Annotated in this window: 13 protein-coding genes; 6 read left to right on the top strand and 7 right to left on the bottom strand. The window is 72.9% G+C overall.

Features of this window, described 5'->3' with window-relative positions:
• Window positions 1-14 precede the first annotated feature (14 nt).
• Window positions 15-743: an alpha/beta hydrolase gene (locus FB380_RS05830; RefSeq protein WP_166754251.1), complete on the top strand. Its 729-nt coding sequence runs from the start codon at window positions 15-17 to the stop codon at window positions 741-743.
• 48 nt (window positions 744-791) lie between these two features.
• Here FB380_RS05830 and FB380_RS05835 read toward each other — a convergent pair whose 3' ends face one another.
• Window positions 792-3,587 (bottom strand): glycoside hydrolase family 3 protein, encoded by a 2,796-nt coding sequence (locus FB380_RS05835; RefSeq protein WP_166754252.1) that lies wholly within the window; start codon window positions 3,585-3,587, stop codon window positions 792-794.
• Between the two features lie 359 nt (window positions 3,588-3,946).
• Here FB380_RS05835 and FB380_RS05840 point away from each other — a divergent pair, with 359 nt between their 5' ends.
• The 3 genes from FB380_RS05840 (at window position 3,947) to FB380_RS05850 (ending at window position 6,967) form a co-directional block, all read left to right on the top strand.
• Complete coding sequence (locus tag FB380_RS05840; protein WP_166754253.1) at window positions 3,947-4,615, top strand: TetR/AcrR family transcriptional regulator; 669 nt, start codon at window positions 3,947-3,949, stop codon at window positions 4,613-4,615.
• Between the two features lie 152 nt (window positions 4,616-4,767).
• Window positions 4,768-6,177, top strand: a complete 1,410-nt coding sequence (locus FB380_RS05845; RefSeq protein WP_166754254.1) for a hypothetical protein — start codon at window positions 4,768-4,770, stop codon at window positions 6,175-6,177.
• Between the two features lie 121 nt (window positions 6,178-6,298).
• Window positions 6,299-6,967, top strand: coding sequence for a DUF6518 family protein (locus tag FB380_RS05850; protein WP_268237706.1), 669 nt, complete (start codon window positions 6,299-6,301; stop codon window positions 6,965-6,967).
• A gap of 61 nt (window positions 6,968-7,028) precedes the next feature.
• Here FB380_RS05850 and FB380_RS05855 read toward each other — a convergent pair whose 3' ends face one another.
• The 4 genes from FB380_RS05855 to FB380_RS05870 form a co-directional block, all read right to left on the bottom strand.
• Entirely contained in the window at window positions 7,029-7,970 is a 942-nt protein-coding gene (locus tag FB380_RS05855) for a hypothetical protein (RefSeq protein WP_166754256.1), read from the bottom strand.
• Window positions 7,971-8,327: 357 nt separating this feature from the next.
• Entirely contained in the window at window positions 8,328-8,474 is a 147-nt protein-coding gene (locus FB380_RS26195; protein ID WP_208382769.1) for a type II toxin-antitoxin system Phd/YefM family antitoxin, read from the bottom strand.
• A gap of 35 nt (window positions 8,475-8,509) precedes the next feature.
• Window positions 8,510-9,553 carry a 1-aminocyclopropane-1-carboxylate deaminase gene (locus tag FB380_RS05865; protein ID WP_166754257.1) on the bottom strand — a complete coding sequence of 348 codons (1,044 nt, stop codon included), beginning with the start codon at window positions 9,551-9,553 and terminating at the stop codon, window positions 8,510-8,512.
• Complete coding sequence (locus FB380_RS05870) at window positions 9,540-10,196, bottom strand: GntR family transcriptional regulator (RefSeq protein WP_229681746.1); 657 nt, start codon at window positions 10,194-10,196, stop codon at window positions 9,540-9,542. The genes FB380_RS05865 and FB380_RS05870 overlap by 14 nt, the downstream gene beginning before the upstream one ends.
• A 126-nt stretch (window positions 10,197-10,322) precedes the next feature.
• On the opposite strand from FB380_RS05870, the gene FB380_RS05875 reads away from it, so the two are divergent.
• Window positions 10,323-10,760 carry a rhodanese-like domain-containing protein gene (locus FB380_RS05875; RefSeq protein ID WP_166754259.1) on the top strand — a complete coding sequence of 146 codons (438 nt, stop codon included), beginning with the start codon at window positions 10,323-10,325 and terminating at the stop codon, window positions 10,758-10,760.
• Between the two features lie 3 nt (window positions 10,761-10,763).
• On the opposite strand, the gene FB380_RS05880 is transcribed toward FB380_RS05875, so the two are convergent.
• Window positions 10,764-11,117 (bottom strand): winged helix-turn-helix transcriptional regulator, encoded by a 354-nt coding sequence (locus FB380_RS05880; RefSeq protein WP_166754260.1) that lies wholly within the window; start codon window positions 11,115-11,117, stop codon window positions 10,764-10,766.
• Window positions 11,118-11,203: 86 nt separating this feature from the next.
• Between FB380_RS05880 and FB380_RS25850 the strand changes: the two genes are divergently transcribed.
• On the top strand, window positions 11,204-11,875 hold the full coding sequence (locus FB380_RS25850) for an NAD(P)H-dependent oxidoreductase (RefSeq protein ID WP_208382770.1): 672 nt from the start codon (window positions 11,204-11,206) through the stop codon (window positions 11,873-11,875).
• 19 nt (window positions 11,876-11,894) lie between these two features.
• Here FB380_RS25850 and FB380_RS05890 read toward each other — a convergent pair whose 3' ends face one another.
• Window positions 11,895-12,428: a GNAT family N-acetyltransferase gene (locus tag FB380_RS05890; RefSeq protein WP_229681747.1), complete on the bottom strand. Its 534-nt coding sequence runs from the start codon at window positions 12,426-12,428 to the stop codon at window positions 11,895-11,897.
• Window positions 12,429-12,436 lie beyond the last annotated feature (8 nt).

Below are 12,436 nucleotides of genomic sequence, written 5' to 3' on the forward strand. Positions count from 1 at the left end.
CCCCCGAGGACGTCGTGACCGAATCCCCCAGCCCGGACGCCGACCGCCCCGACCCCCGCTCGCCGGAGCTGGAACAGCGGCCGGCGGTCGGGGAGACCCGGGGCATCGCCCTGTTCTGTCACGGTGGCACCCCCGCCAGCGTCGAGCCGCCGAAGACCCGGGCGCTCTCGCTGGTGCGGATGCGGGCCTTCGAGCAGTACGTGCACAGCACCACCGCCGACCAGGGCATCGCCACCGCGGTGCTGCGGTACCGGGTGGCCGGCTGGAACGGGGAAGCGGCCGACGCCTACCAGGACGTCCGCTGGGCGATCGGGCAGCTCCGCGAGGAGCACGGCACCGACGTCCCGATCGTGCTGGTCGGGCACTCGATGGGCGGCCGCGCCGCGCTCCGGGCGGGCGGGGAGCCCTCGGTGACCGCGGTCTGTGCGCTCGCCCCGTGGACCCCACCCGGAGAGCCGGTGATGCACCTGGGGGGCCAGACGGTGGTGATCCTGCACGGCCGCGGCGACCGCTGGGTGCCGGCGCGGCTGTCCGCGGAGTTCGCCGTCCGGGCCCGGCGGGCGAAGGCGCGGGTCGCGCGGTTCACCATCGTCGGCGGGCACGGCATGGTCCGGCGGTCGCAGCGCTGGCACCGGTTCGCCCGGGACGTCGTCCTGGCCGGGACCGGGCTGGCGCCCATGCCCGAGGCGATCGCCGAGGCGCTGGCCCAGCCCAGCCCCGAGGGCCTCGCCGTCCCGCTCTGACCCGTGGGGCGGGGGAGCACCGGCACCCCCGCCGCACGCGTCCCCGGGTCAGTCCCCGGCCGACCTCTGCAGGACGGCCGCGGCCCCCCTGCTCAGCCGCTCCCTCGCCTCGTCGCTGACGGTGCTCTTCCCGCGCGGGTCCTCGAGCCGGTCGATGAACCGCTCGATGAACCGCTCGACCTGTCGGACGTCCTGCGGGCGCCCCCGCTCCGCGTGCCGGACCGCGGCATCGAGCGCTGCCGTCAGCTGCGCCGCCACGGGCCCGGACACACTCCCCTGCGCGCGGTACTCGGCGAGGGCCCGGCGCAGGCCCGCCAGGTCGACGATGCCACTGCCCGACTCCGTCGAGCTGTCGAACGGCAGCGCCCCGGGGTCGAGGGCCCTGGTCGTGTTCTCCGTCGATCCCAGGACCGCGGAGAACGCCGGCGTGGTCACGACGAACTGGAGGACGTGCCGGGCGTTGGCCTCCAGCGCGGCTCGGGTGCTCTGCGGCTCCTTGGTGAGCGCGCGGGAGAAGTCGGCCAGCCCCTGCCGGTTGTAGCCCTGGCCCGGGATGCTGAGCATCAGGTCGGTACCGGCCGCGGAGGCACTGACGGCGTTCATGTACGGCGAGATCCAGATGTCGGAGACCACGAACCCGTCGAAGCCCCACTCGCCGCGGACGACGCCCTGGAGCAGTTCGGGAGTCGCGCCGACCCACGTCTCACCGAGCCGGTTGAACGAGGCCATGATCCCCAGCGACCCGGCCTTCACGCCGTACTCGAACGGCTTGAGGTAGATCTCCCGCAGGGCACGCTCGGAGACGTAGGTCTCCACGCCCTGCCGGTTCTGCTCCTGCTCGTTGCCGACGAAGTGCTTGACGACCGTGGTGACGCCCTGCTCGCCGGCCCCGACGACCACGTTGGCCATCATCCCGGCGCCGAGCAGCGGGTCCTCGGAGTAGTACTCGAAGTTCCTGCCGCCCATGGGGTTGCGGTGGGTGTTGGCGCCGGGGGCGTACCAGGCGTCGACACCGAGGGCGCGGGCCTCCGCGCCGGCGGCCGCACCGTAGCGGTGGGCGAGCTCGGTGTTCCACGTCGCCGCGACCATGGACGCCGCCGGGAAGCCCGTCCCGTTGGGCCGGCCGCTGCCGGCAGGGGCCTTCACCTGCGCCGGCCCGTCCGTGGCATCGGTGGCGGGGATGCCGAGGCGGTCGAACCCGAGGGTCTTGAAGCCGCCCTGCAGCTGCATCGCCACGAGCTCGGCGTCGGTGAACTGAGCGAGGAAGGCGTCCATGCGCGTGGGGTCGGCGTGGACGTCGGTGAGCTGGATCGGAGCGGGGCCCTGCTCCGGGGACATCGCGACCCGGTTCCCGTCGACCAGCGCGGGCATGGCGCCGGGCTCGTTGAGGAAGCCCGGCGGGTTCCCGGAGCCCTGGGCGTTGAAGCCGGAGCCGAGCGGGCTGGTGTTGGGCACCGTCCGCGTGCCCGTGGCCGGCGCGGTGGGGGCCGTGCCCGTGGGGTCCTCCTGGGACAGGACCGTCAGGCCCTCCCCCACCTCGGCGAAGCGGTTCTCCAACGGGACGCCCGTCGTCGGGTCCTCCTCGATGACCACCGGCTCGCGCAGCCGGAAGCTCCCCGCGACGTCGACGTCCTGCACGGAGGCCCCGCTGTGGACGGTGTACTCCCCGGCGTCGAGCAGGTAGGCGCCCCGCTCCTCACTCCAGGAACTCAGGCCGTAGGTGTCCACGGTCGTGGTGACGATCTGCGACTCGCCGGGCTGGAGCACATCGGTCTTGCCGAAGGCGCGCAGCTCCTTGGCCGGCTTCTCCAGTTCGCCGTCGGGCGCCTCGACGTAGACCTGGACGACGTCCTTGCCGGGCACGTCGCCGGTGTTGGTGACCCTGGTCGCCACGGACAGCCCGTCGGGGCCGTGGTCGACGTCGAGGACCTCCCGGTCGAAGCTGGTGTAGGACAGGCCGTGCCCGAAGGGGAACTGGACGGGCACGTCGAAGGTCTCGAAGTAGCGGTAGCCGACGTAGATGCCCTCCTCGTACTGGACGTAGTACTTGTCCAGTCCCGCTTCGCTGCCGGGCTTGACGAAGTCGCCGAAGTTCACCGTCGAGGGGTGGTCCTCGGTCCGGTGGGCGATCGTGTGCGGCAGCTTGCCCGACGGGTTCACGTCACCGGAGAGCATGTCGGCGACCGACAGCATGCCGGCCTGCCCCGGGGTCCAGATGACCGCTGCGGCCTTGATGGAGTCGTGCTCCTCGAGGAAGCCCATCTCCAGCGCGACGCCGGTGTTGAACAGCACGACGACCTCGCCGAAGCTCGAGGCGACGGCGTCGATCATCGCCCGCTCGGCCGGGTACAGCTCCAGGTCACCCAGCCGCGGGTCGTGGACCTCGCTGCCGTTGCGGCCGATCACGACGACGGCTGTCGAGGAGAAGTCGCTGGCCGCCGCGAGGACGTCGGCGGGGACCTCCATCTCCGCGCGGGCGACGGAGTTGATCCCGAACTCGTCGAACGCACCGCCGGTGTCGCTCACGGGCCGGTAGTCCTGCTCCTTGCCCGGCAAGCTGCCGTCGATGCCCTCGTCCCACCACGTCTGGTAGCGGGTCGCGAGCGGCTCGTTGACCTCGAATCCCTCCTGGCGCAACGCGTCGAGGAACCCCACACCACCGGCGTCGATGACGGAGCCCGAGCCGCCACCGCCGAGGAACGGCGCGACCTGCGTGGACCCGAAGACCGACAGCCGGGTCCCCTTGCTCAGGGGCAGCGCAGCCTCGTTCTCCAGCAGCACGATGCCCTCGTCGGAGATCTCCTTCGCCACCGTCCTGCCGTCGTCCGCAGGGGCGGTCCCCACCGGCGCGGCTCCCGCGGGAACGGCTGGCAGCACCAGGGCGAAGGCCACGGCGGTCACCGCTGCGGCAGACCGCCGAGCCCGCCTGTCGAGCTTGCGTGTCATGTACGTGCGTCCTCAGGTTCGGGGGTGGCGCGGTGGCCGGCAACGGCGCACACACGCGTCAACCGACGCTATTGCTAACCACTTGGTAAGTGATAGTCGTAACGTAGGTCACAGGCGTTGGGCGACCCAAGGTCGCGACCCCCTTCGTTACCTCGCCGTTACCTGCTCCTGCGGCCGGCTCGAGCCGCGGCCTGCGACCGCTACCCTGCGGTTCGCCCCGAGGTCCGGCGGGCGCCAGGGCAGGGTGAGGAGTCACCGTGGGGCGGCAGCGGGGTCCGAACGTGCGGACCGGCGAGCGGCGACAGTCGATCCTGCGTGCGGCGCGCGACAGCTTCGTCGAGCACGGCGTGGACGGCGCGTCCCTGCGGGACATCGCCGCTCGCGCCGGGATGACCCACGCCGGACTGCTCCACCACTTCCGCAGCAAGGACGACCTGGTCGTGGCGCTGCTGCAGCAGCGCGATGCCGAGGAGAGCGCACGCGATCGCGCTCAGCGCGCCACCACCAGCGACGAGGACCGGCTCGCGCCGCTGATCGCCGAGTTGGTCACCGAGCGCCAGGCCGCACCAGAGCTCGTCCGACTGTGGCTGGAGGTGACCGCCGCCGCGGCCCGGCCCGCTCATCCCGCGCACGACTACTTCGTCGAGCGCTACGCCCAGGTCCGCAGCGCCATGACCGAGTACATGCGGTCCCGCGTCGCCGCCGGTGCAGTGCGGGGCGACATCGACCCGGAGCACGTCGGCGCGCTCCTGGCCGCTGTGCTCGACGGCCTGCAACTGCAGTGGCTGCACGACCACGACCTGCCGGTCGTCGACATCCTGGACCACTTCCTCGAGCTGGTCGCCGCTCCTGCGACCCCACCGACGGCAACAGGGGACCACGGCCGCGGGTCGACCAGCAGCCCACCACCGACCACCCCGAGCTGAGGCCCAGATCGGCTCGCCACCACCCCTCGGCCGACGGTGGGCGACGTGGCCGGCATCGCCCGTCGAGAGACTGCCCGGCGACCGACCGTCCTCGGGTCGTCGAGCGTCGCTGGCGTGGAGGGGATCAGCACCAGCCGTGGGAGCGTGAGCGCATGGTCATCGACTCGGCTGATCGGCGGCGTCACCTGCGTCCGGGCTCCTTGGTGACGGTCGGCGAACGCATCTGGGTCATCGACCAGGTGCAGCCGGTCGCTGTCGTCCTCGACTCCCGCACCGCCGAGCCGGTGGCGACGGTCGGCTGGCCTGAGCTGCCGCCGCAGGGGCCGGACAACTGGCCGAGCGGCTGGCAGGTCCGCCCAGCCGACGACGGGCTGTGGGTGCAGCAGGCCGGCGGTCCCCTCGCGCTGGTCACCGAGGACGGACTGCGCAGCGGCCACCTCAGCGGCGGGTGCACGCTCCGCGCCGTGTCCGCCCACGGGGCCTGGTGCCTGCCCGACCCGCCGGTCCAGGACATCGCCGCCACCGAGGGCACACCGCCTCGCGGCCGCGGCGGCCTCCACCACCTCTACGTCGCCCACCCCGACCGCACCACCGCCACAGTGCTCCTCGACGCCGAGGTGCACGCCGCCCGCTCGCAGGACGGCGACGTCCACCTGCAGGTGGAGACCGGCCGATGGTCCCGCCGCAATCTGGGCACCCCCGACTTCTGGGACCTCGAGCCGGAGACTGCGTGGTTGCGGCTGCCGGCCAACGAGCCACTGCCCGACCAGCTGAGCCTGAGCACCCATGCATCGAGCCCGCCGCCGGGCACGGAGAGCGCGGAGCCGGACGGCGGACGTCGCTTCGGCTACCGCTGGCTACCGCGGCCCGACCAGGACGACCCGCTCGAGGGTCCTGCGGCCAGCGACCCGGGTCCCGCCGCGGTCGACTGGCGGGCCGGCTGGGTCGGACACGGCCGTGACCGCCACGCCGCCGTCCTGGCCCACGAGGCGGGCACGACCGTCCAGCGGCACCGGATCGACCTCGGACCAGGCACCGCCCACGCCGCGATCGCCACCCGCGGCTGGCTGTGGCTGGCCGTCGAGGGCCCGAGGCGCTACGAGACCTACACCGACCCTGCGCCGACCGCGCTCATCCGGGTGCGCGCGGACGACGGGACCGTGGTGACCGTGCTCGCCGCAGACACCGTCGACGTCACCGAGCACTGCTGGCCGCTGCCGCCAGAGCCGGTCGACGCGAAGGACTACACGTCCTTCTGGCGGGACCGCCTCACCGATCTCGACCACTTCTGGACGCGCTCCGACGGCCACCGCACCCCACTGGCCGGCGGACTCAGCGACAGCCGGGTCGACGTCGTCGGGACCTGGCCGGACACCGCACTGCACATCACCTTCGCCTACGCGCCCCGCCCCGGACGACGACTCCGGCGGATCGTCCCGCTGTTCGACGAACTCGGGCGACAGGCCCCACCTGAGTACGCCGCCATCCACCTGATGGAGACCCTGGACACCGAGGACATCCCGGGCGCCGCAGCCCCGGGAGCCGACCACATCGACGTCTGACCTCAACGGATGCCCGGTGACCGTTGCCGGTCGGTTCACGTCCTTGTCAGGTGGACGGTGCTGTCCCACGATCAGCGCTCACCCGTCGCCCTTGACGTGGCACTGGATCGATCGGAACTCGATGGCGCTCAGGTCCCGTGCCACGCCGTCGCAGCCGCCTCAGGCCCGCGCGTGGGCACTGACCCTTCTGATGGCTGGAACGATCGGGGTGGCGGTGGCCACAGCCACCGTCTACGCCAACTACAACGACCCGTGGCGTCCACTCGCGCACTCGTTGGGCCTGTGGGCGGTGATGGCCAGTGCGGTCGCCTTCCGTCGACCTCCAGTGCTGGCCATCGGCGCGCCCATCGCATCGCTGGGGACTGCCGTCGTCACTTTCTACGTCGGGCTCAAGGTCGGCCACGACATCCGCTGGGCCGATTCAGGAAGCCACATGTCGATCAACTGGGACAGGATCGGATCGTGGCTGGTCCTGGCCGTCGTGGCGGGCGTCGCCTTCGGGTTGCTGGGGTTCTTCGCTCCCCGCCCGGAATGGAAGGGAGCGGCCGCGACGGCTGCGCTGATGGGGCTCCTCGTGGCCGACGCCTACCGCCAGTTCTCGAGGAACAGGGACATCGACGTGTCGGTCATCGTGGATGTGCTGGCAGCCCTTGCCGTGTTCGTCATCGCCACCAGGGACAACAAGCGACCACTCTCGACGTTGGGCCTCACGATCGCCGCGAGCGCTCTTGGACTGGTAGCCGTATCTGCCCCTGACTTCATCGAGCAGGGACTCATCGAGGGGTTCTGAGTCTTGCCGGCGGCGACGCGCCGGTCGGCTCGACACCGGCGGAACTGACTTCGACGCCGTCTCAGCCGTAGTTCCGGACGACGCCGTCGAGCACCGCGGTGAACGCATCGACGGCGCTCACCGGGGAGTCGTCCCGCGCGGTGCCGTTCACCACCCACACCCCGGCCCCGCGGACGTCGGGCACCGCGAGCCACACGTCGGTGACGCCCTGGGTCGACCAGCACTCGTAGAGGACGCCGCCGCCGGGCAGGACCGCCTGCGGGCAGCCGGTCGGCTGGTCCCCGGCGACGCTGACCGCGCTGCCGGCCAGCTCCTCGGGCGTCGTGCCGTCGCCGAGGAAGCCCACGCTGACGGTGAACGGGTACTCGATGGTGTCGTACTGCAGGGGCACCGGTGCCCAGGTGCAGCCCACCGGGCCGCTGGGCAGCGTGCCCACCCAATAGCTCATCTGCGGTCCGAGTGAGGTGGCGAGCCCGTCGGAGAGCACCGGGCACGTGGAGAGGTCGTCCGCGGTGTCCGCTCCCGGATAGGGCTTGCTGTCTGGGAGCCAGCGGTCCCAGTCGGTGGGGGAGGTCAACAGCACGGGTGCGCCGAGCCGTGCCTCCAAACGGCCCAGGTCTGCCTGCACCGCTGCCCGGCGGGCGAGGGAGTCGGCGTCCGTCGGGGTGGGTTGCGGGTCCTTGCCGTACGCGTCGGCCGCCCCACCGGTCAGGACGGCGTCGCCGGCGTCGGCGGTCACCGGGCGGTCGGTGGGCAACGCGGGGGCCGTCGAGGTCGGCGCAGGTGCGGCCGTGGTCGGCCCCGGCCCGGCGACGTCGGCCGCGCTGGGCGAGGAGGACAGCCAGCCGGACGCCACCGGCACCCCGACCGCGACCACGACTGCGGCGACGGCGGTGAGCCCCTGCCGGACCCGCCGCCGATGCCAGCGGGGCTGCGCACCCTCGGCGTCCCCGCCCGCGCCGCCCGTCAACTCGTCGACCAGGTCCTGCTCGAGGGGGTCCACGCGGGCCTCTCCGATCACTCGCCGAAACCGGATGGGTGGTCCTCGTCCATGCCGGCCAGGGGACGGATGCGAGTGGCGTCGACCAGAGCCGTCACGAGCTGGGTTCGAGGTCGGGTCAGCAACGCCGAGCCAGGACACTCTCACCCACCAACGGATCGGGCCACGCCGACGCGCTGCTGATCACGGTTCCGCGGAACCGTCGTCAAGCCGTGCGACTTGACGACGCTGCACGGAACACCGAGTCCAGGACAGACCTCATCTCGGCACTCACAGATCGGTGACCGTGAAGTCGACGAGGTCGCGGTCCTGCTCCCACGTCGGATCTGCCGGTCCGGGAAACAGGTCATCGACATCGGTCTACAAACGCCAGGTGCGTACCTCGACCGGAACGAGACGCGCGCGGGGACGGCCGGCCATCGTGACGATGACCTCCTCGCCGGACTCGGTCAACCGAACGAGGTCAGCGGCCTGCCGCTGTAGTGCGCTGAGCCCGACCGTCCGCACACGGAGAAGGTAGCGCCGGTGCGGCTCCCACCGGATCAGGAGAACAACGCGCTGTAGCCGTTCAGCGCCGGCTGGCCGCCGAGGTGGGCGTAGAGGACGGTCGAGGACCGGTCGATCTCGCCCCGGCCGACGAGGTCGATGGTCGCGGCCATCGACTTCCCCTCGTACACCGGGTCGGTGACCATGCCCTCGGTGCGTGCGGCCAGCTCCATCGCCTTGATCGTCGCCTCGTCCGGGATGCCGTAGATGCCGGCGTGGTACCGCTCGTCGAGCTCCACGTCGTCGAGGGTGAGCTCGCGCTGCAGCCCGATCGCCGCGGCCGTCCGCTGGGCGATCCGCAGCACCTGGTCCCGGGTCTCGGCGGGCTTCGCCGAGGCGTCCACCCCGAGCACCCGGCGCGGCCGGCCACCCTGCTCCTCCAGCTGCGCGAAGCCGGCGACCATGCCGGCCTGCGTCGAGCCGGTCACCGAGCAGACGACGACGGTGTCGAAGAAGACGCCGAGCTCCGCCTCCTGCTGGGCCACCTCGTGCGCCCAGTTGGCGAACCCGAGGCCGCCCAGCGGGTGGTCCGACGCCCCGGCCGGGATCGGGTACGGCTTGCCGCCGCGCGCCTCGATCTCCCGCAGCGCGGACTCCCAGCTCTCCTTGAAGCCGATGCCGAACCCGGCCTTGACCAGCCGGACGTCGGCCCCGGCCAGCCGGCTGATGAGGATGTTGCCGACCTTGTCGTAGACGGCGTCCGGCCAGTCGACCCAGCTCTCCTGCACCAGGACGCACTTCAGCCCGAGGTGCGCGGCGACCGCGGCGACCTGCCGGGTGTGGTTGCTCTGCACGCCCCCGATGGAGACGAGCGTGTCGCAGCCCTGGGCCAGCGCGTCGGCGACCAGGTACTCCAGCTTGCGGGTCTTGTTGCCCCCGTACGCGATGCCGGAGTTCACGTCCTCCCGCTTGGCCCAGACCGCCGCGCCGCCCAGGTGCGCGGTGAGCCGGTCCAGCCGGTGCACCGGCGAGGGGCCGAACAGCAGGGAGTGGCGGGGGAAGTCGCCCAGGGAGGGTCGGGTGGGGTCAGGAACGCTCATCGGTCGTCTCCTCCAGTTGGGACAGCAGCGCCGTCCAGATCTCGGTGGTGGTCGCGACGGCGGTGTCGGCGTCGGCTGCCGCGCAGGCGGCGATCAGGCGGTCGTGCAGGGCGACCGAGCCCTCCCCGTGGGCCGCGAAGCGCTGCCGCTCCAGCCGGCGGATCGCCGGGGTGAAGCGGTCGACGGTGGCGGTCAGGGCGGCGTTGCCGCAGCGGGCCAGCAGGACGTCGTGCAGCTCGTCGTCGGCGCCCATCGCCGCGTCGACGTCCGCGGCCCGCAGCGCGGCGGCGAACCGCTCGTTGGCCGCGCGCATCGCGGCGACGTCCTCGGTGGTGACCCGGCCGACGGCCTCGCGCACCGCCAGCTCGTGCATCGCCCGGACGACGACGGCGGCGTCCCGGACCTGGTCGAGCACCAGCGGCGTCACGCGGGTGTGGCTCTGCGGCTTGGCCTCCACCAGCCCCTCGTCGGTCAGCCGGGCCAGTGCGGCGCGCACCGGGGCCACCGACAGACCGAGCCGTCCGGCCAGCGCGGCGTCCTTGACCACGGTGCCGGGCGGGAGGTCGCCGGCCACGATCGCGTCGCGGATCCGGGTGAGCGCCTGGTCGCGCAGCAGCACGCGCGGGACCGGATCGAGGGACACAACTGACATCTGACATGTCAGTGCACCTCGCTGTCAACGACTTCCCGCGGAGCAAGGCCGGATCGCTGCGGTCCTCGGCAGGGCGGCCACTGTCCGACTCGGCGCGCCGCCGCGAGCATCGACGGCATGGACTGGACGACCACCCCCGCCGACGCCGCCGCCCACTTCGCCCGGCGGCTGGCCGTGGAGACCGACGTCTCCGACGTCCACGCCGCGCTGGAGTCCGGCCGGCCCGGCTTCGTGCTGCTGGACAGCCGCAGCGCCGAGTCCTGGGCCCAGGGCCACGTGCCGGGCGCCGTCCACCTGCCCGGCCGGGAGATCACCGCCCGCGCGGCAGAGCTCGACCCCGCCGTCCCGGTGGTGACCTACTGCTGGGGGCCGGGCTGCAACGGGGCCATCCGTGCGGCGCTGACGCTGGCCCAGCTGGGTTACCGGGTGCGCGAGATGATCGGCGGGTTCGAGTACTGGGCGCGCGAGGGACTGCCGGTCGAGACGGCAGACGGGGTGGCCCGTCCCGCGGTCGACCCGCTGACCGCGCCGGCCGAGGTCAGCTGCGGCTGCTGAGGCTCAGCAGTGCCCGGTGCACTCGCGCTCGGGCAGGCTCACCCGGGCCCAGTCGGCCAGCTGCTCGAGCACCGGCCGCAGCGAGGCGCCCGCGTCGGTGAGCTGGTAGCTCACCGACACCGGCGGGCCCTCGTCGACCGTGCGCTGCACCAACCCGGCCTGCGTGAGCTCGGTCAGCCGGTCGGAGAGCACCGAGTCGCTGATCCCGCCGACCGCCCGCCGGAGGCCGCTGAAGCCCGCCGGACCGCCGGCCAGCACGCCGATGATCAGGCCGTTCCAGCGCTTGCCGAGGAACCCGAAGGCGCGCACCAGGGCGCCGTCGCACGCCTCCGGGGTGTGCACCACGTCCTCGGTCACGACCTCAGCCTAGTCGTCCACAGTGGGGGCACTTCTGGAATCGAAGTGCTAGCTTTCCCGAAGTGCTAGCGATCAGCTAGCGACTAGTGCATGAGGAGCGATCATGTCCCTGTTCCGTCTGGACGCCAGCATCCGGGTCGAGGGCTCGGCCAGCCGCGAGATCGCGGACATCGTCGAGCGCGAGTGGCGGGCCGGGAACCCCGACGCCCCGGTCACCCGCCGGCACGTCGGCACCGAGCCGATCCCGGCCACCGCCTGGGGCGCGGCGGTCGCCGGCTCCTTACCTGCCGGCGGCGGAACGGACGCCGGAGCAGGCCGGGGCCCTCGCGCTCGCCGCCACGCTGGCCGACGAGATCGCCGACGCCGAGGCCCTGCTGTTCGCCGTCCCGCTGTACAACTTCGGCGTCTCGCAGCACATCAAGACCTACGTCGACCTGGTCATCACCGACCCACGGTTCGGCCCCCGCGCCGAGCCGCCGACCGCGGGCAAGCCCGCCGTGCTGGTCACCGTCCGCGGCGGCAACTACAGCGCCGGCACCCCGCGCGAGGGCTGGGACCACGCCACCGGCTGGCTGCGCCGCATCCTCGCCGACGTGTGGGGGATGGACCTGCGGGTGGTCGAGCGCGACTTCACCCTGGTCGGGGTCAACCCGGCACTGGACTCCTTCACCGACCTGGCCGCAGAGTTGAAGGCGACCGCCGAGCGGGAGGCCACCGAGCACGGCCGACTGCTCAGCAGCACCCCCGCCGCCGCCTGAACCACGACCGCACCCCGGCTCAGCGCAGCGCCGGGGGCGGGTCGTCGGACAGGCGCGACCAGAGCAGCTCGTCGTGCCGGACGCCGTCCCCGTACCGGAAGCTGCGCCGCAACCGGCCCTCGCGGGTGAACCCGGCCCTGGCCGCCACCCGCCCCGACGCCTCGTTCTCCACCGCGTGGAACAGCTGTACCCGGTCCAGTTCCAGCACGGCGAACCCCCACCGACACGCGGCGTCGACCGCCCGCACGGCCACCCCGCGACCGCGGGCCGCCGGCACCGTCCAGTACCCGATCTCCGCGTCCCCCTGATCCCGGTCGACCGAGTGCAGGGACACCGAGCCGAGCAGCCGGTCGGCCGGGTCGGCCACCGCCCAGGAGGCGTGGTCGCCGCTGCTCCAGTCCCGCCGTCGGGCCAGCAGCGCCCGGGCGTCCTCCCGCGAGCCGGATCCGGCGTCGTTCCACCGCCGCGTCTCCGGGTCCTGCAACGCCGCCCAGGCGGCGTCGACGTCGTCCTCCCGCCAGGGCCGGAGCACCAGGCCACCGGCCGGCAGCACGCACGGCT

Source organism: Modestobacter marinus (assembly GCF_011758655.1).
In the GTDB taxonomy this organism is placed as follows: Bacteria; Actinomycetota; Actinomycetes; order Mycobacteriales; family Geodermatophilaceae; genus Modestobacter; species Modestobacter marinus.